General features: G+C 61.7%; 24 protein-coding genes and 1 pseudogene. 23 read left to right on the forward strand and 2 right to left on the reverse strand.

What is annotated here, in order from left to right; translation table 11 throughout:
• Nucleotides 1-3 precede the first annotated feature (3 nt).
• From FJ426_RS28910 to FJ426_RS29015, 23 genes and pseudogenes are all read left to right on the forward strand, one after another.
• Nucleotides 4-981, forward strand: a complete 978-nt coding sequence (locus FJ426_RS28910; RefSeq protein ID WP_140500683.1) for a LysR family transcriptional regulator — start codon at nucleotides 4-6, stop codon at nucleotides 979-981.
• Between the two features lie 97 nt (nucleotides 982-1,078).
• Nucleotides 1,079-2,410 carry an aspartate aminotransferase family protein gene (locus tag FJ426_RS28915; RefSeq protein ID WP_140500682.1) on the forward strand — a complete coding sequence of 444 codons (1,332 nt, stop codon included), beginning with the start codon at nucleotides 1,079-1,081 and terminating at the stop codon, nucleotides 2,408-2,410.
• Between the two features lie 154 nt (nucleotides 2,411-2,564).
• A pseudogene (locus FJ426_RS31925) lies at nucleotides 2,565-2,675 on the forward strand (integrase); the annotation flags it as partial.
• 223 nt (nucleotides 2,676-2,898) lie between these two features.
• Nucleotides 2,899-4,380, forward strand: a complete 1,482-nt coding sequence (locus FJ426_RS28920) for a PLP-dependent aminotransferase family protein (RefSeq protein ID WP_140500681.1) — start codon at nucleotides 2,899-2,901, stop codon at nucleotides 4,378-4,380.
• A gap of 129 nt (nucleotides 4,381-4,509) precedes the next feature.
• Nucleotides 4,510-5,274, forward strand: coding sequence for an ATP-binding cassette domain-containing protein (locus tag FJ426_RS28925; protein WP_140500680.1), 765 nt, complete (start codon nucleotides 4,510-4,512; stop codon nucleotides 5,272-5,274).
• Between the two features lie 25 nt (nucleotides 5,275-5,299).
• Nucleotides 5,300-6,091 carry a transporter substrate-binding domain-containing protein gene (locus FJ426_RS28930; protein WP_181172169.1) on the forward strand — a complete coding sequence of 264 codons (792 nt, stop codon included), beginning with the start codon at nucleotides 5,300-5,302 and terminating at the stop codon, nucleotides 6,089-6,091.
• A gap of 77 nt (nucleotides 6,092-6,168) precedes the next feature.
• Nucleotides 6,169-6,867 (forward strand): ABC transporter permease subunit, encoded by a 699-nt coding sequence (locus FJ426_RS28935; protein ID WP_140500678.1) that lies wholly within the window; start codon nucleotides 6,169-6,171, stop codon nucleotides 6,865-6,867.
• Nucleotides 6,864-7,598, forward strand: coding sequence for an ABC transporter permease (locus tag FJ426_RS28940; RefSeq protein WP_140500677.1), 735 nt, complete (start codon nucleotides 6,864-6,866; stop codon nucleotides 7,596-7,598). Before FJ426_RS28935 ends, FJ426_RS28940 begins: the two co-directional genes overlap by 4 nt.
• A complete protein-coding gene (gene hisN, locus FJ426_RS28945; RefSeq protein ID WP_140500676.1) occupies nucleotides 7,585-8,394 on the forward strand; it encodes a histidinol-phosphatase in 810 nt (269 codons plus the stop codon). The genes FJ426_RS28940 and hisN overlap by 14 nt, the downstream gene beginning before the upstream one ends.
• Nucleotides 8,395-8,414: 20 nt before the next feature.
• Nucleotides 8,415-9,539: an aminotransferase class I/II-fold pyridoxal phosphate-dependent enzyme gene (locus FJ426_RS28950; protein ID WP_140500675.1), complete on the forward strand. Its 1,125-nt coding sequence runs from the start codon at nucleotides 8,415-8,417 to the stop codon at nucleotides 9,537-9,539.
• 11 nt (nucleotides 9,540-9,550) lie between these two features.
• Nucleotides 9,551-10,537 carry an ornithine cyclodeaminase family protein gene (locus FJ426_RS28955; RefSeq protein WP_140558732.1) on the forward strand — a complete coding sequence of 329 codons (987 nt, stop codon included), beginning with the start codon at nucleotides 9,551-9,553 and terminating at the stop codon, nucleotides 10,535-10,537.
• Nucleotides 10,538-10,551: 14 nt separating this feature from the next.
• Complete coding sequence (locus tag FJ426_RS31560) at nucleotides 10,552-10,713, forward strand: hypothetical protein (RefSeq protein ID WP_181170980.1); 162 nt, start codon at nucleotides 10,552-10,554, stop codon at nucleotides 10,711-10,713.
• An 11-nt stretch (nucleotides 10,714-10,724) separates the two neighbouring features.
• Nucleotides 10,725-11,984, forward strand: coding sequence for a cysteine desulfurase-like protein (locus tag FJ426_RS28960; protein ID WP_140500672.1), 1,260 nt, complete (start codon nucleotides 10,725-10,727; stop codon nucleotides 11,982-11,984).
• 11 nt (nucleotides 11,985-11,995) lie between these two features.
• Complete coding sequence (locus tag FJ426_RS28965; RefSeq protein ID WP_140565706.1) at nucleotides 11,996-13,117, forward strand: aminotransferase class I/II-fold pyridoxal phosphate-dependent enzyme; 1,122 nt, start codon at nucleotides 11,996-11,998, stop codon at nucleotides 13,115-13,117.
• A 937-nt stretch (nucleotides 13,118-14,054) separates the two neighbouring features.
• Nucleotides 14,055-15,200, forward strand: a complete 1,146-nt coding sequence (locus FJ426_RS28975; protein WP_181165248.1) for a glycosyltransferase family A protein — start codon at nucleotides 14,055-14,057, stop codon at nucleotides 15,198-15,200.
• Nucleotides 15,197-16,213 carry a glycosyltransferase family 2 protein gene (locus FJ426_RS28980; protein ID WP_140521285.1) on the forward strand — a complete coding sequence of 339 codons (1,017 nt, stop codon included), beginning with the start codon at nucleotides 15,197-15,199 and terminating at the stop codon, nucleotides 16,211-16,213. Before FJ426_RS28975 ends, FJ426_RS28980 begins: the two co-directional genes overlap by 4 nt.
• Nucleotides 16,210-17,202: a glycosyltransferase gene (locus tag FJ426_RS28985; RefSeq protein ID WP_140517477.1), complete on the forward strand. Its 993-nt coding sequence runs from the start codon at nucleotides 16,210-16,212 to the stop codon at nucleotides 17,200-17,202. Before FJ426_RS28980 ends, FJ426_RS28985 begins: the two co-directional genes overlap by 4 nt.
• Complete coding sequence (locus tag FJ426_RS28990) at nucleotides 17,186-18,289, forward strand: Gfo/Idh/MocA family oxidoreductase (protein ID WP_181165249.1); 1,104 nt, start codon at nucleotides 17,186-17,188, stop codon at nucleotides 18,287-18,289. The genes FJ426_RS28985 and FJ426_RS28990 overlap by 17 nt, the downstream gene beginning before the upstream one ends.
• Nucleotides 18,286-19,380 carry an NAD-dependent epimerase/dehydratase family protein gene (locus tag FJ426_RS28995; protein WP_181167683.1) on the forward strand — a complete coding sequence of 365 codons (1,095 nt, stop codon included), beginning with the start codon at nucleotides 18,286-18,288 and terminating at the stop codon, nucleotides 19,378-19,380. Before FJ426_RS28990 ends, FJ426_RS28995 begins: the two co-directional genes overlap by 4 nt.
• Nucleotides 19,377-20,948, forward strand: a complete 1,572-nt coding sequence (locus FJ426_RS29000) for a glycosyltransferase (protein WP_140517474.1) — start codon at nucleotides 19,377-19,379, stop codon at nucleotides 20,946-20,948. Before FJ426_RS28995 ends, FJ426_RS29000 begins: the two co-directional genes overlap by 4 nt.
• A gap of 41 nt (nucleotides 20,949-20,989) precedes the next feature.
• Entirely contained in the window at nucleotides 20,990-21,934 is a 945-nt protein-coding gene (locus FJ426_RS29005; protein WP_181176999.1) for a polysaccharide deacetylase family protein, read from the forward strand.
• On the forward strand, nucleotides 21,927-22,805 hold the full coding sequence (locus tag FJ426_RS29010; protein ID WP_140825672.1) for a glycosyltransferase: 879 nt from the start codon (nucleotides 21,927-21,929) through the stop codon (nucleotides 22,803-22,805). The genes FJ426_RS29005 and FJ426_RS29010 overlap by 8 nt, the downstream gene beginning before the upstream one ends.
• 14 nt (nucleotides 22,806-22,819) lie before the next feature.
• The gene (locus tag FJ426_RS29015; RefSeq protein ID WP_181177000.1) at nucleotides 22,820-23,740 is read left to right on the forward strand and encodes a glycosyltransferase; all 921 of its coding nucleotides are present in this window, start codon (nucleotides 22,820-22,822) and stop codon (nucleotides 23,738-23,740) included.
• A gap of 9 nt (nucleotides 23,741-23,749) precedes the next feature.
• On the opposite strand, the gene FJ426_RS29020 is transcribed toward FJ426_RS29015, so the two are convergent.
• Both FJ426_RS29020 and FJ426_RS29025 read right to left on the reverse strand, forming a co-directional pair.
• Nucleotides 23,750-24,979 carry an ABC transporter ATP-binding protein gene (locus FJ426_RS29020; protein WP_140825674.1) on the reverse strand — a complete coding sequence of 410 codons (1,230 nt, stop codon included), beginning with the start codon at nucleotides 24,977-24,979 and terminating at the stop codon, nucleotides 23,750-23,752.
• Nucleotides 24,980-24,982: 3 nt separating this feature from the next.
• On the reverse strand, nucleotides 24,983-25,792 hold the full coding sequence (locus FJ426_RS29025) for an ABC transporter permease (protein ID WP_181177001.1): 810 nt from the start codon (nucleotides 25,790-25,792) through the stop codon (nucleotides 24,983-24,985).
• Nucleotides 25,793-26,212 lie beyond the last annotated feature (420 nt).

A 26,212-nucleotide genomic window follows, 5' to 3' on the forward strand; every position in this document is an offset into this window, starting at 1 on the left:
CGGGTGAAGAGCGGCAGTTTCGATTTCAACCTTTTCCGATCGATCGAGGTTTTCGTCGCCATCGTCGAGACCAGGCACGTCACCCAAGCGGCACAGATGCTGGGCATGACGCAATCGGCCGCTTCGCAGCACCTGAAGAACCTGGAAAGCGCGCTCGGCGTCAGCCTGATCGATCGCAATTTGCGGCCGATCGAGCTCACCAAAGCCGGCATCGCGCTGCATCGCCGCGCCGTTGCCATACTCGCCGAGGTCGAGGGCCTGCGCACCGACGCGCGCCGCGTCAATGCAGCACCGCTGCCGCTGTTGCGCATCGCGCTTCTGGCGTCGATCGCGACCACGCTGGCGCCGGCGCTTTCGGTCCTTGCCCGCAAGGGTTTCGGCATTCCCGAGCTCAGCCTGTTCGCGGGTTTGGCGACCGACCACGTCGCCTTGCTGCGGGCCCGCCGCGCCGACCTCGCCGTCACCTCCGGCGAGCTGTTCGAGATCGAGGGACTGACGCGTTATCCTGTGATGACCGAAAAATTCCTGCTGGTGACGCCAAAGGGTTTTGCCGGCGATGTCGGTGACATCGTCAAGCTCTCCAAGAAGCTCGCCTTCGTGCGCTTCTCGCGCGAGACGCCGGTTGGCCTGCGCGTCGACCAGCATCTGAGCCGCCTGCGCATCGAGATCCCGCGTGCCATGGAAGGTGACCGCTCCAGCGTGGTGATGGCGCCGGTCGCGGCCGGCATGGGCTTTGCGATCCTGACGCCGACCCTGCTCATCGACGGGCTGGCGGAGGGTATGGAGATTGACGTCCATCCCTTGCCGTTCACCGGGCTGTCGCGCAACATCCTTCTGGTCGCGCGCGAGCGGGAGCTCGGAAACCTCCCCGAGGCTTTCGCCACGCGTACCGCGGAAGTGCTGACCAACGCGATCAGCACCCGCCTGCCTGGCCTTCCCGCCGACTGCTATGCCGTCGATCGCCCCTCGTCGCATGACTAATCAACTCCATCAGTTATCCTGATAAGGAGGTTTGGCGGTGTGCGCGCCGCGCATTCCGTGTTTTCAATCCAGGAGTTCGCAACACGGGAGACACGGCATGAACGCTCCGCACGTCCATTCCAACCTGGACATCGACTGGTCGACCGAGGCCATCGTCGATCGGCGGAACCGCTTCTATTCGGCCACGCAGCGCAAGTTCGTTCCTTACAAGGACCCGCTGATCCTCAAGCGCGGCAAGGGCCAGTATGTCTGGGACGAGAAGGATCGTAAATACATCGACCTGCTCGGCATGAATCTTTGCATCTCGGTCGGCCACGCGCATCCGCAGGTGGTCAAGGCGGCCACCGAGCAACTGGCGGAACTGACGCATTGCACGACGATGTTCTACCACCCGGTTCCGGCTCAGTACGCGGAGGAACTGGTGGCAACGATGCCGGCCGGTCACGATTGGGTCGTACATTTCACCAACAGCGGGGCCGAAGCGATCGATCTTGCGCTGCTGATGGCGCGCTCGCATACCGGCAACATCGACATGCTGGCGCTTGCCTCGAGCTATCACGGCGCCACTTTCGGCGCGCAGTCGGTGACCGGGATAGCGGGTTTTCGCCATCCCGTGCCCCAGCTTGGCGGGGTCACTTTCGTGGCCGAGCCCAACCAGTATCGCGGCATTCATGGCGAAGGCTTGCAGCCCTATCTCGACGAGGTCGAGCGCGCCATAGCGAGTTCAACCAGCGGCGGGCTGGCCGGCATGATTATCGAGCCGGTGCAGGGCTATGGCGGCATCGTGCCGATGCCGCCGGGCTACATTGCCGGCGCTGTCGAGCGTGTCCGCGCGGCCGGCGGTCTCTGTATCATTGATGAAGTGCAATCCGGTGTCGCCCGAACCGGCGATGCCTTCTGGGCGTTTGAATCCCATGGCATTGTGCCCGATATCGTCGTCATCGCCAAAGGTGTGGGCAACGGCATCCCGCTCGGCGCGGTCATCGCCAAGCGAGATGTCGCTGAATCCATGGCCGATAAATTTCTGTTCCACACCTATGGCGCCAATCCGGTGGCATGCGCGGCCGGCCGAGCCGTGCTAAAGGTCATAAAAGAGGAACGACTCCAGGAGAACGCCCGGGATGTTGGCGCGGTGCTCAAGGGTCGCCTTAACGACATGAAGGAGCGCTTTCCAATCATCGGCGATATCAGGGGCCGTGGGCTTATGCTTGCGATCGAACTCGTCAAGGACGGCGCGACGAAAGAGCCGGCGCCGGAGGAGACGCTCGCCATTTTCGAGGAAACGCGCCGCAACGGGCTCGTCGCCAGCCGCTCGGGACCGTACCGCAATGTCATCCGCATGTGTCCGCCGCTTTGCTTAGCAATGTCCGATATCGAGGATGTCGTCGACCGCTTCGAAAAAAGCTTTGCGGCATTCAGCGGTCAATAACGGTTCCTGTGCTCGGAGGGGCACAAACCTTTGGCGGCGGCTGAGCAGCAGAGAGAATCATTCGGAAAGGACCGGGCCCGCCCAAACCGGCTCTGTCGACGTGCGGAGGCTGAGCTGTCAGAAACATGCTTGTTGGATTGAGGTCAGTTATCCTCTGGGAGCCATCCAGTCTTTGCTCGGTCATAGCAAGATCGTGAACACGGTCCGCTATCTGGGAGTCGATGTAGAAGATGCTCTCGAACTTGCCGAGGCAACTGAGGTGTGATCAAGAGCGGCTCCACTTCACGAGTGGAGCCGTGAACAATTTGCGCGTGCATCTCGGCCATTTGGTGAACGCTGCCAGTGGCTGAAAGCTGGCATTCGACGCATGCAGAGAAGGCTTTCTGCTCATCGTTCGTCATGTGATAGGGTGATTTCAATTCGATAGGAAGATCATCCTTATGGCTGCGTCGCCGCTCGTGAGGTCCCGCCGTAGCCGGTGAACAGACATGCACGCTTTCAACTATCCCAGCTGGAACAGGATCGTCTTCGACCGCAGCCGTGGCACGCCGTTGAACGAGCAACTTTTCGAGCAGTTACGCCGCTGGATACGGGATGGCATCGTGGCGCCAGGAGCGCGCCTGCCGCCAAGCCGCGTCATGGCCGAGGAACTCGGGCTCTCGCGCAACACCGTTGTCCTCGCCTATGAGCGACTTGCCACGGAGGGCTATGTCGCACGTCGGATCGGCGCCGGCACCTTCGTCGAAACCATGCTGCCGGAAGACAATCACCCCCGAGCCGAGACGGCGGTCATACCGGTGTCAGGTCCAAATGCGCTCCCGGCACCCTCGCGCCGCGGCCAGGCGCTGCTCGACATGAACCTGCCAGCCGAACGCATCGAGACCTACGATCTCAGCGCCGGCGTGCCGGCGCTGAACGAGTTCCCCTATGACGAGTTCGCTCAGATCGCTAGCCGCCGCTGGCGCGAGCACGCCAGCGCCCACACCGGCTATGACTATTCGCGCGGCGCGCCACTGCTGGCCACCCGCATCGCGGGCTATCTGGCGGAGGCTAAAGCGATCAACTGTCGTCCCGAACAGATCATCGTCATCGGCAATACGCTGCAAGCGGCCGCTCTCGCGTCTCATGTTCTGCTCGACCGCGGCGACACCGTTCTGGTCGAGGATCCTTGCCACATGCCCGAGATCGCCACGCTGGAAGCCTTCGGCCTTGTCACCGTTCCCGCCCCGCTCGACAGGCAAGGCTTCGATACAGAAGCCGCCGGCGTGATGGTCCGAGAGGCGCGTATGGCCGTTGTCTCCCCGACCGAGCAATGGCCGTTCGGCTGCACGATGACGTCGGATCGCCGGCAAAAGCTGCTTGATTGGGCGGCGGACCGGCCCGGCTGGATATTCGAGGATGATTCCAATAGCGAGATCCGCTGGTCGGGCGAAGCGCAGACGACGCTCTACGCGCGCGATCCGCGGCGGGTCATCTATGCCGGCTCGTTCAACCGCATGCTGGCGCCCGGCCTGCGGCTCGCCTATTTGATCGCGCCGATGCCGCTGGTCGAGGCGTTCGCCCTCGCCCAGCGTATTTTCTCCTTCTACGCACCGCTACCGGACCAGGCGCTGGTCGCCGACTTCATGGACCAGGGGCGACTCGCCTCGCACCTTCGGCGTATGCGCACCATCTACCGCGATCGCGCCGCCTGCCTGACACAATGCCTGCGCGCAAAGCTGCGAGACGGCTTCGACGTTCCCGACGTTCACGCCGGCCTGCACCTGACCGTCCACGCACGCGAACCGTTTGACGACGTGGCCGTATCGCGAACACTGCTCCAGAAGGGGCTGGACTGCCCACCACTCTCGCGCTACGCACGCCGGGAAACCAAGCCGAGGGGTCTTGTGCTGGGCTTCGGCAACACGTCGGTCCGCCGCATCCCGCGTTGCGTCGACATCCTCGCGCAGACTATCCTCGAACACGGTTGACGACGCATTCACAGCCCACGGGACTGGAATTGGTCCGCTGTCCGTCGGCGAAATTGGCTCTTTGGGCAGCCGCGCTTCCGGGACAATCTCCGTGTCCAGCCGATCGGGAGGCAAGGGCACCAAGTGGACATGGACCAAAACACCGTCCTGCGGGCAAATAACATCCGTAAGAGCTTCGGCGCTCTGGAAGTCTTGAAAGGCGTCGACCTGGTCGCCCATGCCCATGACGTGATCACCATGATCGGCGCCAGCGGGTCGGGCAAGAGCACCTTCCTGCGCTGCATGAATCTTCTGGAAATTCCCGACGCCGGCACGATCGCGGTGGAAGGCGAGGAATTGACGCTGGATCGCAGTTCGGGGCGCGCGAAGCTGAATGCGCGCCAGATCAATCGCATCCGCAGCCGCATCGGCATGGTCTTCCAGAGCTTCAATCTGTGGAGCCAGCGCACCGTGCTCGACAACGTGATGCTTGCACCGATGAAGGTGCTCGGCCTGTCCAAACAGGAGGCCCGGCAGCGAGCCGGGGCCTATCTCGCCAAGGTCGGGCTGTTCGAGAAGCGCGACCACTACCCCGCGCATATTTCCGGCGGCCAGCAGCAGCGCGTCGGCATCGCCCGCGCGCTGGCGATGGAGCCGAAGCTGATGCTGTTCGACGAGCCGACCTCCGCGCTCGACCCGGAACTGGTCGGCGAGGTGCTCTCGGTCATGCGCACGCTCGCCGAAGAAGGACGCACGATGATCGTCGTCACCCATGAAATAGGTTTCGCGCGCGAGATCTCGCGCGAGGTGCTCTTTCTCCACCAGGGCATGGTGGAGGAGCGCGGCCCGCCGGGACAGGTTCTCGGCGATCCGCAATCGGCGCGCTGCCGGGCCTTCCTGCAGCGCGTTCTTTGAACAGGACAAACAACAGGGGAACATGATGAAAAAACTTGTCTTGATGCTTGCGGCCGGCCTCGCCGCCTTCGCCACGCAGGTCTCGGCGCGCGACCTGCGCGTCGGCAGTGAATGCACATACCCGCCGTTCAACTACAAGGACGCGAACGGCGAGTTGCGCGGCTTCGACATCGATGTCGCGAAGGAAGTTGTCAAGCGCCTCGGCGCCGACGCCTCCTTTGTCTGCATGCCTTTCGATTCGCTTATTCCGGGCCTTGTCGCCGGCAAGTTCGATCTTCTCGCCGCGTCGATGTCGATCACCGACGAGCGCAAGAAGAGCATCGACTTTTCGATCCCGTACCGCTCCTCCACCGCCCGGTTCGTCGGTCCGGACGGAAGCGATGCCAAGCCGCTGACGGACGACGGCAAGCCCAACCCCGATGGTCTCAAGGGCAAGACCATCGGGATCGAGCGTGCCTCAACTTACGAGAACTACATGCGAGACAACTTTCCTGAGGCCACGATCCAGCTCTACGACACGGCCGACAACATGCTGCTCGACCTGACCTCCAAGCGGACCGATCTCGTCTTCGCCGGCCCGATCAAGCTCGCCAACGACTTCCTCAACAAGGACCGAGGCAAGGGTTACAAATTCATCGGTCCGGAGATCAAGGACGTGAAGTATTTCGGGCCAGGCGTGGGCATCGGCATGCGCAAGGACGATGCCGGCCTGCGCGACGAGCTCGACAAGGCGATGAAGGCCATGATCGACGACGGCACGTTCAAGACCATCAACGACAAGTACTGGACGTTCAGCGTGCTGCCGGCATCGAACTAGGCCGAGCCGTACGGTTCATCGCCGGCCATTTCACCCGATGGCCGGCGTCTTTCTTCTTGCCACCGCAGGAGCGGCAGATGGACATTTTCCAGGGATGGGGTTTGGAGGTCGCGCGCGGGCTCATGACCACCGTCGAGGTCGCGCTGCTGTCGCTGGCGGTCGGCCTCGTTTGGGGCATTCTCGGCGCGCTGGCACAGCTCTCCTCGAACTGTGTGCTGCGCGCCATCGGCCGGGGCTTCACTCTGGTCGTGCGCGGCACGCCCGAACTCCTCATCATCCTCATCGCCTATTTCGGCGGCACGGTGGCCCTGACCGGCTTGGCGAAGATGATTGACCCCAGCATCCGCTTTCTCGAAGTGCCGGCGATGCCGGCCGGCGTCTTCGCGCTCAGCCTGGTCTTCGGCGGCTACGCGGCCGAGGTGCTGCGCGGCGCCTATCTCGCCATCCCCAAGGGCGAGATCGAGGCGGCAGATGCCTTCGGCATGTCGGCCGCGACCAGCTTCATCCACATCCGCCTGCCGCTGATGTGGCGCTACGCGCTGCCCGGCCTCGGCAACAACTGGATCTCGCTCATCAAGGACACGTCGCTTATCTCCATCGTCGGGCTGGAGGAGCTGATGCGCATCTCCACCATGGCGACGCAGGTCAATGGCGAACCCTTCCGCTTCTACCTCGCCGCGGCGCTGATCTACCTCCTGCTCACCATACTGAACACCTCGATTGTCGACGCGCTGGAACGGCGTGCGACGCGCGGCGAGAGGAAGCTGGCGCGATGAACTTCGAGCTTATGGTCGAGAGCCTGCCGGCGCTGCTGTCGGCCACCGTCACGACGATCGAACTGCTCGTCGCCTCACTCTTCTGCGGCATGGCGGTGGCACTTCCCGTCGCCATCCTGCGCGTCAGCGGCCCGGCGCCGGTGCGCCTCCTGCTGCACTGGTATATCTACTTCTTCCGCGGCACGCCGCTCCTGGTCCAGATCTTCCTTGTCTATTACGGTCTCGCCCAGCTCGAGGTCGTTCGCGACAGCTTTCTGTGGCCATATCTGCGCCAGGCCTGGGTCTGCGCCATTCTGACCTTCAGCCTGAACACGGCCGCCTACACCGCCTACATCCTGCGCGGCGCCATCGAGGCGGTGCCAGCCGGTGAGATCGAGGCGGCGCGTGCCTGCGGCATGTCGACGGCGTTGACCTACCGCACGATCATCCTGCCGGGCGCCTTCCGCATCGCCCTGCCGGCTTACGGCAACGAGGTGGTCAGCATGCTGAAATCCACATCACTCGCCTCGACCATCACCGTCATGGAGCTGACCGGCGCCGCCAACACGATCGTCGCCCGCACCTTCGCGCCCTATGAGCTCTTCATCACCGCGGCGCTTATCTACCTCACCATTACCTACGTGCTCACCACGGCGTTGCGCGCCCTCGAATACAGGCTTTCACGACACACGCGTCCTCTGGACGAACCCGCAACCCCACTCATAGAGGGAGCCGACAATGCCGGCATCTGACCCCAAGACCTTTACGGCTTTCGCCGGTTCGCTGGCAGACGTCAGCCGGGCGACAATCCAGGAAGCGCTCAGCGAGCAACACGGCTTCGTTTCCAAGGGCGATGCAAGCCCTGTCACCGCGGTAGACCGGGAGGTCGAGGAGAGGCTGCGCGCGCGCATCCAGGAGGCGTATCCCGACCACGGCATCCTCGGCGAGGAATTTGGGTCCGTCGGCCTCGACGCGGAATGGGTCTGGGTCATCGATCCGATCGACGGCACCAAAGCCTTCATCACCGGCATTCCGACCTTCGGCACGCTGATCGCGCTGGCCCGCAACGGCGTTCCCATGCTCGGGGTCATCGACAATCCCGTCACCAACGAGCGCTGGCTGGGCGCCGACGGTTCGCCGACCACCCTCAACGGCAAGCCCGTACGCACGCGCGCCTGCCAGGACCTTAGCGAGGCCCTTGTCGGCAACGGCAACCCGGAATCCTTCGACGACAAGGATACGGCCGCCTACAAGAGGCTGCGCCGCCAGGTGCGCTGGAGCGTCTATGGCGGCGGTTGCCATGCCTATGGCCGCGTCGCCGACGGCGCGCTGGACATCAATGTGGACGGGGGGCTGGACGCCTTCGATTATTGCGCACTGATCCCGATCGTGCGTAACGCCGGTGGCGTCATGACCGACTGGCAGGGCGGCGAGCTGACGATCCGTTCCGGCCGCCGTTCCGTCGTGGCCAGCGCCACACCTGAGTTGCACAGAACTGTGCTAGGCATCCTGGCCAACGCGACCTCACCGGCCCGCGCGGCTTCCTGAAGAAGAGGAATCGTACACACATGCAGATCGAAGAATTCACCCTCGAACGCATCCAGTCGCTCTACGAGAACATCGTCGAGTACAACCTCTCCGATAGCGGGGTACACCCCTATTCGCTCAACGAACTGCTGAGCCCGGAGGAACGCGAAAAGGTGCTTGCCGCCGAACTCGGTTACGGCTGGACGAACGGTGCCGTCGTCCTTCGCGAGGCGATCGCGGCCACATACAAGAATCGTACGGCCGACGAGGTGATGGTCACCAACGGCTCGGCCGAAGCCAATTTTCTGATGGCGATGACGCTGCTGGAGCCGGGCGACGAGATCATCGTCGTCGTCCCCAACTACCTGCAGATCAGGGGATGGGCGAAGGCGCTCGGCGCGGTGGTACGTGATGTGCCGCTGCGCGAGGAACTGGGCTGGCTGCCCGATCCGGCCGACATCCGCGCGGCGATTTCGCCCCGCACCAAGGTCATCACGCTCTGCACGCCCAACAATCCGACCGGACGCGTGGTGCCGGCGGACCTGCTCGGGGAAATTGTGGCCATCGCACGCACCAACGGCATCTGGCTACATACGGACGAGGTCTACAAGGGAGCCGAATACGGTACCCTCGAGCCGCCGAGCAGCGTCGACCTTTATGAGAAAGCCATCGTCACCAGCGGCTTGTCGAAGGCGATGGCGATGCCGGGCCTGCGCATCGGCTGGCTGGTCGGCCCCGCTGCCGAGATCTATGCCTCCTGGCAGCGCAAGGACTATACCTCCATCACTACCGGCGCGGTCAGCGAACTGGTCGCGTCGATGGTGTTGCAGCCGGCGCGCCGCAAGGCGATCCTCGACCGCAGCCGGGACCTCCTGTCACGCAATGTCGACATGATGGTGCGCTGGGTCCGCGCCAACGAGGGGCTGGTCTCGCTGGCGCCGCCGCAGGCAGGCGGCATGGCGTTCGTGCGCTATCACTTGCCGATAAATTCGACCGAGCTGGCGCATCGCGTCAAGGACGAGCAGGGCGTGCTTGTCGCGCCGGGCGACGTCTACGGCATGGACGGCTATTTCCGCGTCGGCATCGGCGCGCCGGCGCATGTCCTGGAAGGCGGGTTGGAACGTGTGCAGCTCTTCCTGCGCGGCCTTGCCCGCTCGGCGGCCTGAACGGAACGACCATGGCTAGGTCAGCCGCAAACATGCCGGTCATCCTCGACCGGGCGGAGATCCTGCGGCGGCTCGACCACGCCGCCGGTATCGCGGCCGTTCGCGAAAGCCTCGTCGCCTACAGCGCCGGGGCAGTCCAGCAGCCGCCCGTCGTGCATATGGGATTCGCGGCGGCGAACGGCGACTGCCATGTGAAATGCGCCCATGTGCCGGGCGCGCCGATCTTCGTCGTCAAGGTCGCGACTGGGTTCTACGACAATCCGACCAAGGGCCTTCCAAGCGGCAACGGCATGATGGTGGCGCTGTCGGCCACGACAGGCGAACCGGTAGCGCTGCTGTTCGATCAAGGCATGCTGACCGACTGGCGCACTGGCTATGCCGGCGCGCTGGCGACCCGGCTGTGCTGGCCTAAGGGCGCGACGCGCCTCGGCATCGTCGGCACCGGAACCCAGGCACGCATGCAGCTACGCGCGCTGCGAGCGCTGGCTCACGGCGAGCCGCTTTCGGTCGCGGTATGGGGCCGCTCGCCAGCGGCAGCGGGACGCTTCGCCGCCGACGTGGCCGATCTCGGTCTCCAGGTATCGCCAGTCGGCTCGCTCGCCGACCTTTGTTCCGATTCACAAGTGATTGTCACCACGACGCCCGCGACCGCGCCGCTGGTGCGCGCTGAATGGATCGCGCCCGGCACGCACATTACAGCCGTCGGAGCCGATGCGCCCGGCAAACAGGAATTGGAGAATACGTTGGTCGCGCGTGCCGACACGTTGCTCGCCGATTCGGCCCTGCAGAGCATCGACCATGGCGAGTTCGCTCATGCCATCGCGGCCGGCCTCGTCGAGCCAGAGCGGATCGGTGAGATCGGCGTATCGCTGCGGACTGGCTCATTGACGCGCAAGCCTGGCGACATCAGCATCGCCGACCTGACCGGCCTCGGCGCAGAGGACGCGGCAATCGCCGGCGCCATCCTCGCGAGCGCCGGCACAGCCGCAACCTCTTGACCTAGGGCAGAACCATGTCGAACGAAGGTGACATCGCCGCCGCTGCCGCGCGTTCCGTGCGGGCGCATGCCCGCATCCGCGGTCATATCGCGAAGACGTCGCTGCTGGGCGCGTGCGGCGGGAATTTCGACTACGACGAACTGACGGCCGCGATCGCGGCGGTGCGACCGACCTGAAAGGGAATTCCATGACGACTGGACGATGGGACATCGAGGCGGTGCGCGGGGCCTTCCCGGCGCTGGCGATCACCGACGACGGCAAGCCACGTATCTATCTCGACGCGCCGGGCGGCTCGCAAGTACCGGCACGCGTGGTCGAGCGCATGAGCGAGGTGATGCTGCGAAGCTGCGCCAACGAGGGCGGTGCCTTCCACACCTCGCGTGATAGCGACCGCATCTTGGTGGGAGCGCATGCAGCGGCGGCCGCCTTGCTCGGTGCACAGCCGGACGAGATCGTCTTCGGCCTCAACAGCACCTCGCTGATCTTCCATTTTTCGCGCATGGTGGCACGCGACTGGAAACCGGGCGACGAGATCGTGCTTACCCGCATGGACCATGATGGCAATGTCGGCCCGTGGATCATCGCAGCCGAGGAACGTGGCGTCACCGTCCGCTGGCTCGAGTTCGATACCGAAACCTTCGAATATCGCTACGACATGCTGGACGAACTGATCGGCCCGCGCACGCGTCTGGTTGCCTGCAATCACGCGAGCAACATCTTTGGCACCGTCAACGACGTTGCCCGTATCGTGGCTGCTGGTAAAGCTGCCGGCGCCGTCACCATGGTCGATGCCGTGCAGTCGGCGCCGCATTTGGCCCTCGACGTGTCGGCGATCGGCTGCGACCTGCTCGCATGCTCTGCCTACAAGTTCTTCGGTCCGCACGCCGGGGTCATGTATATACGGCCGGAGCTGCGCGACCGGCTCACGCCGCTCAAGGTGCGGCCCGCCTCCTTCGACATGCCGTGGCGCCACACCCCCGGCACTCCCTCCTTCGAGGCGCAGGCCGGCACGCAGGCGGCGATCGAGCACATCGCTTGGCTCGGCGAGCAGTGCGCCGGCGTCGACGTTGCCGCGCCGCTGCGCCAGCGCATCGTGGCGGGATTGGAGGCGGCGACCGACTACGAAGCCGGACTGATGGACCGGTTCCTGGCGGGTGTTGCCGGCATTCCCGGTTTCAAGCTCTGCGGCATCGCCAGCCGCAACCGGCTGGACGCCCGTGTGCCCACCTTCAGCTTCCGGCTGGCCAAGAGGTCGCCGCAGGAGATCGCAGCCGCGCTGGCGGGCGAAAACATCTTCGGCTGGGCCGGCGATTTCTACGCTTATGAAGCCTCCGGCCTGCTCGGCCTGCGCGAGCAAGGCGGCGTCGCTCGGCTCGGCCTATCGCATTACACCACAGCAGACGAGGTCGACCAGGCCGTTTTGGCCGTCGCCCGGCTGGCAGCCTGACGGGGGAAAGCATGGACTACGCACGCATGGTGATCGAGAAGGAATCACCGGAGGAATACGGCTATGACCGCATTCGCTTCAACCTGTCGGAAAGCTCCGTACGAGACCGTAAGCTGTCCGATTTCCATCTCTCCGTCCCTGACCTGCTGCTGCCCTATGGCGAGCATCGCGGCGACCCTGAGCTTCGGGCGTTGGTAGCCGCGCAGGGCAAGGGCCTCGGCCCCAACAACGTTTTGGTGGCCGCCGGCGCCGCTGGCGCGCTGTTCATCATCGCCACCACGCTTCTATCGCGCGACGACCATCTTGTCGTGGTGCGGCCGAACTATGCCACTAACATCGAGACGCCGCGCGCCATCGGCTGCGGCATCACCTTTATCGACCTCAAATTCGACGATCGGTTCGGCCTCGACATCGATGCCGTCGCCAGCGCTCTGCGCCCGAACACCCGCTATGTCAGCATCACCTGCCCGCATAACCCAACCGGCACGATGATCGGCCGCCCTCAACTGGACGCGCTGATCGCCTTGGTCGAAAAGGCGGGATGCAGGCTACTGGTGGACGAAACCTACCGCGACCTGACCCATGGCGAGATGCTGCCCCCCGCCGCCTCGCTCAGCCCCGCCGCGATCAGTGTGGCTTCGCTGTCCAAGGCTTACGGCGCGCCGGGCATCCGCGTGGGCTGGATCATGACGCGCGACGTGCACTTGATGGAGCGCTTCCTGGCGGCGAAGGAGCAGATCGGCATCTGCGGCAGCGTCGTCGACGAGTGGATCGGCGCCCGCATCCTGGAAGGCCGCGACGCCTTCCTCGCCGCGCAGGCGCCAGTGCTGGCCGGACGCCTTGCCATCATGCGCGATTGGATTGAGAGCGACGAGCTGATCGAATGGGTCGAGCCCCAGGGCGGCGTGGTCTGCTTCCCCCGTTTCCGTCATGGTCCGGGATTCGATTTCGACGACTTTTACGCCGACCTGCTGGAAAGCTATGGCACCTATGTCGGTCCGGGCCACTGGTTCGAGATGCCGCGCAACCACATGCGTATCGGCTTCCTCTATCCTCTTGAGGACGAACTGCGGGGTGGCCTGGCGGCGATCTCCGCAGCGATTCGCAAGCATTCTTCCCGGCAAAGGTCGTGACATATACGGCGAGGTCCTGCCGCCGAAGGCAGATGTAGTCCCGCCTCTGGGACGTGGCACGCTTTTCAGAGCCCTTTGGAAACTCGATCCAAGGCTTGTCGGCCTACCAGCCGCTCCAAGGCTGCGATCCGCGCTCATACGTCTGCATCGTGTCAGCCGCCGCCACGTCTCGTCGAAGGAGCCGGCCTCGTAATTCAGGACCCAGATGCGGATCAGGTTTACGCGGCAGTTCGTGCCGCCTGGCGAGACCATGCAGCGTCTCGCCAGAGAGGAACTCCTGCACTACTTGACGTTTGAACTCGATGCTGTGCGTGCGATAAGTCACCATCGCTTCCATCCTTCGAAAGCCCGGCTTCCAAGTCAATTCTGCTGTTCAATTTGTCCGGTCCCAGGGGCGAACTCCAGATGGAACGCGAATTTCCGCAGCCTTGGGTGCGATTCAGTCAGCTCGTGACATTCGTGAACGCGCTCAGCAAAGAGACCGTTTATTCTCGGGGCATCCCGAAACGGTCGCGAATTGTCCTTAACGGGTACCGCTTTTGACGATCTATCTACTCGCCATCCAGGAGCATAGATTGCAGGAACGGCAGATACTCTCGGATCCGCCACTCTGCGTGTGCAGCTCTACGCACGGGCGAGATCATTTCGGGTCACTTAGGCAGGGGGCGGCGTGGCTATTGCGTGAGTTTTCGAACACCAAGTCCGCCAGGGGCGAAAGGAAAATACGCTATGGGCTGTCGCACAAGGAGAATGGATCGGCCACCTAAGAAGGCCGCGCGAGGGCCGTCCAGTGTGCGTGGCCCCAAATGTTAGTGAGCCGGACAGCGGCCGTTTAGCAGTACATGCAGGGCTCAGAGGCCGGGTGACAGTGAAGGGAAGTGGCCGCACCAAGGGGAGTTGTTCTACGAGCAACTCACAATGTCCTACTCACGCATTTGTGGCTGTCATTATCCCTGCCTACAACGCAGAACAATTTATCGAACGCACCTTGGCGTCGGTGATAAACCAGACCTACAGAAACATCGAAATAATAGTCGTTGATGACGGTTCGACTGATGAAACTGCATCAATCGTCCGCCGACTATCCAATGACGACCCGCGTATCAAGCTGCTCCAACAGAAGAACAGTGGCGTCGCGTCGGCGCGGAATACGGGGATACGTGCAAGCAAGGGTATCTATATAGCACCTATAGACGCCGACGATCTCTGGCACCCAACCAAACTCGAAAAGCAGCTGCGTGTTTTCGCTGCTGCAGGCAATGATGTTGGGCTTGTCTATACGCTTTACCGGACGATTGATGCCGATGATAAGGCGATCATTACGCCTAAGCGCATGCACCCGCACGGATGGGTATTCATGCAGCATCTCGGACAGAACTTTATCGGTCACGGAAGTTCGGCAATGTTCCGGCGCGATGTCTTACTCGAAATGGGTGGCTATTCCTCGCGACTGCGCGAAAACGGTGCGGAGGGTTGTGAGGACTTCTTCCTCCAATTGAGTATCGCCTCGAAATACCGATTCGATGTCGTCAAGGAGCACTTGGTCGGATACCGCCGAACGCCAGGAGCCATGTCGCAAGATTTCGTCCGAATGCTCATCTCGCGTCGGATGGTGCTCGAGAGCCTCTTTGCTCGCTGCAGCGAGATGGTGAGCCCGATCCTATCGGATGTGATGTTCCGTAACGATGTCGAGATCGCCAGGCTCGGGCTTAAAAGGCGCCGCTTTGCTGCCGTCGGCATGAACTTCGCCAGAGTGCTCTGGCGATCGCCCTCGCAGTTCGCGAAAGTCGTCGGTGCGACGCTTGCCATTTTCCGGCGCAAGGCGAAACAAGGAACCAAACTGGAACGCGAAGGCCGCAGCTCGGGGATCGGGAAACCGTTCTGGGACTACGCTGTCGATGAGCTTTTCGATCGCGGCGAGAATACCGATTACCGTGCCTTGCTCAACAATCTGGCTGCAATGGACAGCAAACTTGGACCCTGCGGAGGCTATTTGGCGCAGCATCCCGAACGAGGAACCTTTGCAATGCCCCAAGAGGGCAGCGGCTCAGACAGCCCGTTTCTCCTTAGAGGCTTGGAATGAAGAAGCTGCTGCTGTCGGAAGAGCAGATGTCGTCGGGCCGCAATTTGGCTCAGACGGCAGAATGCACTTTTGAGCGGACAGTGAATGAACCGACGGTCAGTGTGACCGTGCTCATTGTCACCTACAATCACGCTCGCTATGTAGCGGCAGCGATCGACAGCGTTCTCATGCAAGATACGGAATCCGGTGTCGAGATCCTGATCAGCGAAGATTTTTCGACGGACGGTACCCGGGAGATCGTGGAGCGGTATGTATCCGATTATCCCGAAAGACTATCGGCGATCTATTCTGGCAGCAATTTGAGATCCAACGAGGTCGTTGCGAGAGGACTCCGGGTTGCGCGCGGGCGCTATGTCTCGATCCTTGATGGCGACGACCTGTGGACATCCAAGACCAAGCTGCGAGATCAGGTGGCCCATCTTGACGCGCATCCTGAGCTCTCGGCCATATTTTACAATGCGCTCGTGGCGCACGGCGACGAGATCACGTCGCGGCGGTGGACGCCACGGGATCAGAAGCCCTTAATCACACAAAGGGAAATTTGGGAAGGCAATCCCTTCGCCACTTGCGGCGGTATGATGCGAACCGCGTGCGTTCGGGATGTACCGTCTTGGTATGCAGATTTCTTTCCGATTACTGATTGGCCGCTGTATGTGCATTGCGCAAAGACAGCAGACCTCGCCTTTGTCGACGAGGTGGCAGGTATCTATCGTCTGCACCCGGGTGGGCTTGTATCGGCGCTGCCAAGCCCGCTCAGGCTTGATGCGATCGAGGGATTCTACCGGCGAATGGCGAATGTCATGGATGCCCGTGGGGCACAGTTTGCCCGTGGCGGCTGTTCCCGCTACTTTTACGAATGGTCGAAGCAGTATCTGAACGGAGGTGACTTGCCGTCGGCCAGATCGTGCTTCCTACGATTGCTGCGAAGCGGCACTGGCGGAAACAACGTGCCGAAACGCGATATCGCGCGGTTGGCACTGCTCCTGCTGAAATCCTCGGTGCTCGGGAGATGACGGCTTTCCGCAACTTCGAGAATCGCGATCCGGTCCCGTCATTGCCACAGGCGGCTGTTCGTCCGAAGTGGTCGGTGATGATCCCCGTCTATAATAGCGCCCGCTTTCTTGCCTCAACGCTGCAAAGCGTGCTCGCGCAAGCCCCTGACCCGGCTCATATGCAGATCGAAGTGGTTGACGATTGTTCGTCCGACGATCCGCAAAAAGTCGTGAACGAAATCGGGGGAAGGCGTGTCGGCTTTTTCCGCCAGCCGCAAAACCTCGGCCACATCGGCAACTTCCATACCTGTCTGAGCCGAGCCCAGGGGGAACTTGTCCATCTCCTGCACGGCGACGATGCCGTCCGACCAGAATTTTACGAATTGCTCGGTCGGGGTTTCGATGCGGATCCGAGAGTAGGAGCGGCGTTCTGCCGGACGGTCTTCATGGACGCCCACGGACAGGAGTTGTCGATCGAACCTGCAATGCAGTCAGTCTCCGGAAGGCTTGAGAATGCGGTGATCCGATTGGCGCTCGAACAGCGCATCATGACGCCGTCCATCGCGGTCCGACGCGCGGTCTACGAAGAACTCGGCGGCTTCGACCGGCGGCTGAAATGCAGCGAAGACTGGGAGATGTGGATACGCATCGCTTCTCGTTTTCCCGTCTGGTACGAACCGCAAGCCCTTGCGCTTTATCGGATGCACCCGCAATCGAACACAGGGCGCCATATCCGGAATGCCGCGGACATGGCCTACACGCGAATGGCGATTGATATTTTCAAGAGCTATCTTCCAAGCGAACTCGCGGACGATGTCGCCGCATCGGCTCGGCGGACCTATTCGCAAAGCGCTCTCGAAACCGGACGGCGGCTGCTTGGCTCTGGTGATTGGGCTGGATGCCTCGCGCAAATGAGTGAAGCCTTCCACCTCGATCCGTCGCTCAAGACAATTGGACGTATGCTGTGGCTCGTTGCGAAGCAGGGAGGCGAGATTGTCCGCCCAAATTGAAACTGTGCAACGGCAGCCGGCACGGCTGCGGCAAGGTGAGCCTGTCCGTCTCGTTTTGGCCGGATGTGGCGCCGTCACGAAGCTCTACTATGCGGAAGCGCTGTCGCGCCTTCAAGGCAGAGGCCAGATCGCAGTCGCAGCCATCTTTGATCCCGAAGCGAAATCCGCCGCGGTCGTACAGGCGCGGCTGCCCGGAGCGAAGGTTGCAGCCAGTTTCGACGGCCTTCTGGCTGTGGGCGCCGATGTGGCGATCATCGCTTCCCCGCCTCGATACCATCTTGATCAGTCGATGCAGGCGTTGCGGGCCGGCATGCATGTTCTGTGCGAGAAGCCGATGGCCACGAGCAGCTCCGACGCAGACCTTATCCTGGCGGTAGCGGCAGCCAACAATCTGCATGTGGCAACAGGCCTCGTCAGAAGGCAGTTCCCTGCCACCCGATCGATAAAGGCCATGGTCGAGGGCGGATTGATCGGAAAAATTCAAGGTGTCTGTTGTTTTGAGGGTGGCCCTTTCCAGTGGCCTGTCGCTTCGACGAGCTATTTCAGCCGCGCGGAATCCGGCGGTGGCGTGCTTCAGGACATAGGCACGCATTGCCTTGACCTCCTGACCTGGTGGTTCGGAGAGCCCCATGAAATCCACTACGCCGATGACGCAATGGGCGGCGTCGAGGCGAACTGCCTTGTCCGGTTAGGTTTTGGCGGCTTCGAGGCAACGGTCCGGCTGAGCCGTGATTGGGCTCGTCCGAACCTTTACCGTCTTGAGGGCGAACGTGGCTCGATTTCTTGGGCAGTCAATGAGACGGAGCTTGTAGAGATCGCCTTGAAAGGATGCCGCACGGCAGCCACCGCCTCCTTCACCAACACCGACGACCGGTCGCGCGATTTCGTCGACGCGTTCTGCGATCAGATTTCGGACTTGGTCGACACGGTCCGAAATGGAACCCTCCTTTCCGGGTCAGCCACAGCGGGGCGCAACGTGCTCAAGCGAATCGAGGAATGCTATGCCAGACGGAAACGGCTGGACATGCCTTGGCTCGGAGCAGAAGACTTTCGCCACGTCATTGCTTCCGCCGAGACCAGACAATGACCGGCACTGTTGCCGTGCTTGGCGCCAACGGCTTCATAGGTTGCCGGACAGTGGAGTTGCTGCATCTTTCCGGCTGGGCTGAGGTGAGGCCGATCGTTCGCAGGCCGAGTGCTTTCGCCAGCCTGTCCCGCTTTGCGATCGATGGAAGGGTGGCGGACGCGCATGACGTTCCGGCTCTTACTGCGGCCCTTCTTGGCTGTCAGTCCGTTGTTCATGCAGTTGCCGGTGATAGTCGCACGATCGTCGATGCCGTCGAGCCTGTCTATCTTGCCGCCGCCGCTGCGGGCGTCGTTCGCCTGGTCTACCTCAGTAGCGCATCCGTTCATGGCCAATCGCCGCTGCCCGGAACGGACGAAACGAGCGCGCTGCACGACGGCCAGACGGTCGAGTACAACAATGCCAAGGTTCGTGCTGAACGTCGTCTCGGGGAATTGTCACGGGACGGTGCAGTCCAGGTGGTGGTGCTGCGGCCCGGAATTGTCTTTGGCCCGCGCTCCAGCTGGACGGGGGGCTTCGCCAACGATCTCCTCGACGGCTCTGCCTATCTGGTGGATGGCGGCCATGGCATCTGCAACAGCGCTTATGTCGACAATGTCGTTCATGCGATCAAGCTTGCCATCGAAGTGCCCGAGGCGGCTGGGCGAACCTATCTGGTCGGGGACCGCGAAAGGATAAGTTGGGCAGATCTTTGCCGCCCGATAGCCGAGGCATTGGGCTTCGACCTGGCTGCGATTTCGGTTTCCGCGCCATTGTCATTCGCGCCGAACTGGACACAATGGCTGAGAGATGGCGACCTTTACCGGCGGCTTGTCCGAAGCCTCCCGAGACCCGTTCGTAGCGGACTAAAGGTAGGCTATGCCGAGTGGCGGAAATCAGGGCTCGATCAGAGGCCGCCTATGGCTCCAAAGATCAAGGTATCTGAAGAACGTGCGCTGTTGCACCGGTGTCGGGTGAAACTCCCGTCGGCCAAGGCCGAGCGCGAGCTCGGATACCAGCCGGTGGTCGGCTTCGAGGAGGCATGTCGGCGCTCAGTCGCATGGCTAACCTTTGCCGGCTACCCGACTGCGCAGAGCCAAGTGGGCGAAAGATGACCGTCAGACCCGCCGCAGCCTGTGTCTCGGTTGTCATTACGACCTATAACCATGCTCGATTTCTCGCGGAAGCGATCGACAGTGTCCGGAACCAGAGCGTGCGGCCCGATGAGATCATCGTTGTGGACGATGGTTCGTTGGACAATCCCGAAAATGTTGTTCGCCGGTATGTCGACGTCCACTACATCCGCCAAGAAAACCAGGGTTTAGCCGCTGCCCGCAATACGGGAATGAAGGCAGCACGTGGCGAATTCATCGCGTTCCTGGATGCCGATGACAGGCTGCGCCCGACGGCGCTCGCTACCAATCTTGCTTTGTTCCATGACAGTCCGGATTGCGCCTTTGTCTATGGAGCCTATTGCTACATCGATGAGGCCGGCGCAGTCAGGAATTCAGTTCCGCTGAGGCCGGTGGGAGAGGACCCGTATGCCGGATTCTTGACCGGCAACCTGATTGGAATGCATGCGACAGTGCTCTATCGGCGTAGCACATTGGAGGCTGCTGGCGGATTTGACCGATCCCTGCGGGCTTGCGAGGATTACGACGTCTACCTTCGCCTGTCTCGGGCAAACAAGGCCGCATGCACCCCGGAGTGTCTCGCAGATTACCGCAGGCACGCAACGAATATGTCCAACAGCAATCCGATGATGTTGCGCGCGGCGCTCAAAGTCCTTGGCCGGCAGAGGAATCTTGCGCGGACCAATCCAGACTGGACGGCCGCCTACCATCAGGGCGTCGAAAATTGGAAACGCTATTATGCGCACATGCAACTGGGACAGCTTAGTACAGCGGTTCGATCCCGTTCTTCGCTCGGCGGTCAGCTCCTGAACACCATTGCCGTTTCGCTCGCAGCGCCATTGCAGACCACCATGATGCTGCGGCAGCGTTTCAAGGGCTGGTCAAGTCGGCGCCGATCGGGCGTCCGGTTCGGTGACCTCAGCCGCCCGCTGCCCTTCAGTACAAATTTCGGTTTTGATCGCGGCAAGCCAGTGGACCGCCGCTATGTCGAGACTTTCCTCGCATCATGTTCGCTGAACATATCCGGCAGGGTTCTGGAGATCGGGGACAACGCCTATACGACCCGCTTCGGAGGCAGTCGAGTTGCCAGGAGCGACGTTCTAAACCGATATGAAGGCCACCCGCTGACGACCTTCGTTGGCGATCTGGCCAACGGCGACGACCTGCCGCTCGAGACATTTGACTGCATCGTGCTCACCCAGACCCTGCACCTCCTTTTCAACATGCCTGTCGCGGTTGCAACCCTATGGCGGATGCTGAAACCGGGAGGCGTGCTTCTGGTCACGGTCCCTTGGGTAAGCCCGATTGACCGAGGAGAATGGGGCGAGAGCTGGTTCTGGTCGATAACCCCGGCGGCGCTGGGCCGGCTTCTCTCAGACAGGTTCGGGGTGGAGAATGTCGAAGTCCGCCACTATGGAAACGCCTATTCGGCTACCGGGTTTCTCTATGGCTTGGCGGAGCATGAGCTGAATTCGGCAATGCTCGATGTGCATGACCCATGTTGCCCGGTGATTGTCGCCGCGCGCGCTTTCAGGCGACGAGCGGCGTGACAGTGCGTCAAGCTCTTAGCAAGCTCCTGCGACGGGGCCGATTGCTTGCCGGTTACAACCGGCCGCTCGTGCTGATGTATCATCGCGTCGGAGAACCACGCGTCGATCCTTGGGAACTCTCGGTCTCGCCACAAAATTTCGCACGCCAAATCGAAATCCTGACAAAGGCGCGCGATATTGTTCCCCTGCAATGGCTGGCACAACGGCTTCGGGACGGAAAGCCAGCGAGAAATGCCGCGGCAGTTACCTTTGACGACGGTTATGCGGATGTCGTGCAAAATGCCGTGCCGATCATGCTACGCATGAACGCTCCTGTGACCGTCTTCGTCACCACCCACGCGCTCACCGACCCCTCAGTGTTCTGGTGGGATATTCTGTCGCGCATCACTTTGGAAACGCCTGCTCTCCCGGAGAGGCTCGCGATCCAGATCGCAGGCCGAAACTATGATTGGCTCGTGACGGAGGACGCCACGCGCGCGAAATCGAATCTCGTCATCAGCCGCACGGCGCTCCATTTCGGCTTGCACGCACTGCTGAAGCCGTTGAGAGTACACGAACGGAGGAGGGCGCTGCAGCAGCTGGCAAGATGGGCAGGAACCGACGCCAGCCCCCGAAGGCGTGACCGCGCCATGACTCATTCGGAGCTGCGGCATCTCGCCGACACCGATGGCGTTTCGATCGGTGCCCACACCTGCACGCATCCATCCCTGCCGTTGCTGAAACGGGACAGTCTTGAACGCGAGATCTCCGCTAGCCGCCAACAATGCGAAGAGATCACAGGGCGGAGGGTGGCGGGATTCGCATACCCCTTCGGAGACTTCGATGACAGCACCGCCGAAGCGGTAAGATCTGCTGGCATGGACTATGCAGTAACCACCCTGCCGCGTGAAGCTGGGCTCAGGGTCGACCCCTTCCGACTGCCGCGGGTCACGGTCGCTGATTGGGGTGAGAGAGAGTTCCGGCGCGCGGTCCTTTGCCATGGCTGACCCTGCATGCCGAGAACCGCGCGTCACGGCAATCATCGTCGTGTTCAACGGCGAGAGATACCTCCGGGAAGCTATTGACAGCGTTGTAGGTCAAAGCTTCACTGACTGGGAACTCCTCGTCGTCGACGATGGCTCGACGGACCGTTCATCTGTCATCGTGCGCGACTATGCGCAGCGCCTGCCAGGCAAGGTGCGACTACTCTCCCATCCCGACAAGGGCAATCATGGTATCAGCGCGTCGCGCAACCGCGGGCTGGCCGAGGCGCGGGGCGCCTATGTCGCGTTTCTCGATGCAGACGATACATGGCTGCCCGAAAAGCTGTCCGAACAAGTCTGCATCATGGAAAACGATCCGACGCTCGGTCTAATCTACGGCCGGACGTTGATCTGGCATAGCTGGGCAAAGCTTGCTGGTCGTGCGGACTACTATTACCCGCTCGGAGTCGAACCGAACGCCCGATACGATCCGCCCGTGCTGCTGGAACTGCTGCTGCAGAACCAAGCCCAGACGCCGACAACTTGCAACGCCCTGATGCGTTCAAGTTTGTTGGCAACGCTCGGGGGATTCGAGAACAGCTTCCGCCTGATGTTCGAAGACCAGACCTTCTTTGCGAAGGCGCTCGCATTCGCGCCCGTCTACGTGTCCGGCCAGACCTGGGCGAGATACCGCCAGCACGTCGAAAGCTGCTCTGCCGCTTCTGCCAGGGCAGGCGCTGACGAAGCCGCGCGTATCACGTTTCTCAGATGGCTGAATGGGGTGATGGCGGATCAGGGCGCCTCCTTCCGCATTCGTTCCGCAATCTGGAAAGTGCTCGCGCGCGAAACCTGGAAGACGAGCAAGCGAAGCATCGTAAGACGGCTGCAGCGATGACTTCCGTGCCGCGGGTGACGATCATAACCCCCTTCCTCAATGCGGCGTCAAATCTGGGCGAAGCGATCGCCAGCGTCCGGGCCCAGGCGATTGCAGATTGGGAACTCTTGCTGGTTGACGACAATTCGACGGACGACAGTATCAGGATCGCCAATGATGCCGCGGCAATCGATCCTCGAATTAAGGTGCTGCGCAGGCCTCCCGGATCCAAGCGTGGCGCCGCGGCAGCGAGAAACGCCGGAATAGCCGCCAGCTGCGGCGATTTGCTTGCCTTCCTGGATGCAGATGATTTGTACGAGCCGCATATGCTGCAGACGGTCCTGGCGGCAGCCGATGCCAACCCGGATGCCGCAATGATTTTCGGGCCGACCAAATGGTGGTATCCGGATGGAGCGCGCTCCGACTGGGTCGAGCCGACAGATGGACTTGCCGCACGCTTACATCAGCCCCCCCGGCTTTTGGGTCGGCTGGTGCTGATGCAGGACGGCCACGTTCCGTGTACCTGTTCCGTGCTCTTGCGGAGAAGCGCGGTTAGCACGGTTGGTGGCTTTGAGGAGCACTTTGAGCTCTATGAAGACCAGGCTCTGTGGGCGAAGCTATTCCTGCGATTCCCAGCCTTTATCACTCCTGTAACTCTCGCACGTTACCGGCAGCATTCCAGTTCGGCCTCGGCGATTGCCACTCAGCGAGGGCTCTACGATCGGATGGGGAAACACCCCGCCCGCGCCGCTTTTCTGGACTGGATCGCGGAGCATATGATGGAAAGTGGAACGCGGGATTTCCGCCTCCAATTGGCGCTGCGGCTGGCACGCGCGCCCTATGTCACGCCTGCAACGATCGGAAGCAAAGCCAAACGGCTTGCCCTGAAGATCATGATGTGGACAGCAAAGCAGCGGCGCAGGATTCGGCGACAGCTTGCGCACGTGGCCAGGTGAAAACAGGCGTCACTTCCTGACCACCCATCGATGCGGGAAGCTGACATTGCCAAAGCCAGGCTGGGCGCTGACCGGTCGATCGTCGAGCAAACCGGGCATGACATCGAACACAGCGGCCGTCTCGACATGGTCTTCGACCACCCTGTCGTCCGCCACCAGCGCTACGTCAATCCTGTAGCGCCCTGGTCTCAGCATAAGGCTGTCCACATGTACCGTGTAGACTTCGCCGTGACGGTCATGCAGGGATTGCTCCCGGCTATCAAATGAGGTCACAGGATCCCCGAGATCATCAATGATAGTCACAAGGCACTGCAATGTTTCGCGCGGCCCATCAACCTGAAGCCGAAAAGTTGCCGGCTGCCCGGACGCGACGGGACCCATTTCATTGAAAACTTCGATGCCGACCACACGGAGGCGGCCGCGCCCGGTGCGCGTGGATCGCACACTCAGATCGGTTCCTGCGCGGGCCTCAAGCGTCTGGAGATAATCCCGGACCACGTCCTGAGTCGGACCGTCCGCCTGGACCATCCCGCCGTCGACAAGGATTGCGCGGGTGCAAAGTCGCTGCAGAACCGGCATCTGGTGACTGACGATCAGCACGGTGCGGCCTGTCCCGGCGATGCTCGCTGCCTTGGCGATGCATTTCTTCTGGAACGTGGCATCGCCGACGGCCAAGACCTCATCGACCACCAGAATGTCGGGATTGACGTGGGCGGCAATCGCGAAGGCCAGACGCAAGTACATGCCGCTTGAGTATCGTTTGACAGGCGTATCGAGAAACGGCTCGACCCCGGAGAAATCCACGATCTCGTCAAGCTTGGAATTGATCTCGATGCGCCGCATGCCGAGTATGGCCCCGTTGAGATAAATGTTCTCACGGCCGGTCAGTTCGGCATGGAACCCCGTGCCGACCTCCAGCAAAGCTCCCAGCCGTCCATGTATCGTCGCGCGGCCGGAAGTCGGCTCCACGATCTTCGCCAGTATCTTGAGAATGGTGCTCTTTCCTGCACCGTTGGGACCGATCACGGCAAGGACTTCGCCTGCGTGCACCTCGAAGGAGACGTTTTTCAACGCCCAGAACGGCTCGTCCGCACCTTTGCGGTGGCTTGTATCGGCCTCCCCGCGAAGACCCCGCCTTTTGCTGGCGAGCGCGTCTCGCAGCGTGGGGAAGCTGTTGTTCGCCACACCAAGTCTATACGCCTTGGAGAGATTGGCAGCCTGGATCACGATGTCGGTCATCACTCAGATCAGGTCCGGAAACGCGCGTTCGGATTTTGAGAAGATAGTCAGTCCGGCAACGAGAAGGGCTAGCGAGGAGAGCGTTGATATCGAGATCATGAGCCAGTCCGCAGGCGTGCCCAGCATGCTCCAGCGGATGGCCTCGACTGTCCCAACCATTGGGTTCAGACTATAAAGCGGCCGCCACAATTGAGGGACGAGATTGGCTGGATACACGATCGGGGTCATGAACAGAAGTATCTGAAGGCTGAACGGCAACAGATAGCCCACATCGCGAAAGCGAACGTTGATCGCCGACAATGCCACGCCCACTCCAGTCGCTGACGCAGCCATTACGAGCACGAACAGCGGCAAGAAGACTGCTTGTGGTGCCGGCCAGCTTCCGAATGCCAGCATGGCGGCGAACAAAAGAGCGAAGCCGACGAGCATATCGGTCAGGCATGAGGCCATCGTGGAGATGGGAATGATCAGACGCGGGAAATAGACGCGTTTCACCAGTTCCTGGTTTCTGACGAGGCTGCCCGTCATGCTGGCGACGGCTCGCGAAAAAAAACTCCATGGCACAAGCCCACACAGAACAAATAGCGGGTATGGCGCGCCGTTGGACGAAATGCCTGCGAGCTTGCCGAAGAAGATGCTGAAGACCGACATAGCAACGAGCGGCTGCAGCATTGCCCAAAGGATGCCCAGATAAGTCTGCCGGTATTTGACCTTGAAATCACGCCAGGCCAGGAAGAACACAACTTCCCGATATCGCCAAAGCTCGGAAGGTTCGAACAGTCCTCGCTTGCGGGACGGATCGATGATTGTCACGACAGCTGATTGCGCGCCTGTCCGATCTGACACGATGATGGCGTCCGCCTCCCTTGACAGCCCCATTGAGGCCTACATTTCCGCGCAGTGCAATCAGCACTTTTGATGGTGCCTGCCGTTCCACGAACCTCACCATTCGAGAGCGCAAGCAGCCGCCCTTAATGCTCGACCAGATCCTCCGGGGGCGCGAGATCGCGCCACATATCCCCGTTGTTCGATAAGAAGGAGGGCATTTCTCGCACACGGACTTTACGTTCGATCCGGATGCGAACGAACACCTGCCCGGGCCGTCTGAGTTTCTACCGCTACTCTCCCACCTGTGCTGGGTTTGTCGAGGATACATTTCCCATTGAACTTGTGGTGATGTTATGCCCATCGAAGATAGTCAGGCTACAGAAATCTGTCGTTTTTACAGTGTAG

Source organism: Mesorhizobium sp. B2-6-4, assembly GCF_006441495.1.
In the GTDB taxonomy this organism is placed as follows: domain Bacteria; phylum Pseudomonadota; class Alphaproteobacteria; order Rhizobiales; family Rhizobiaceae; genus Mesorhizobium.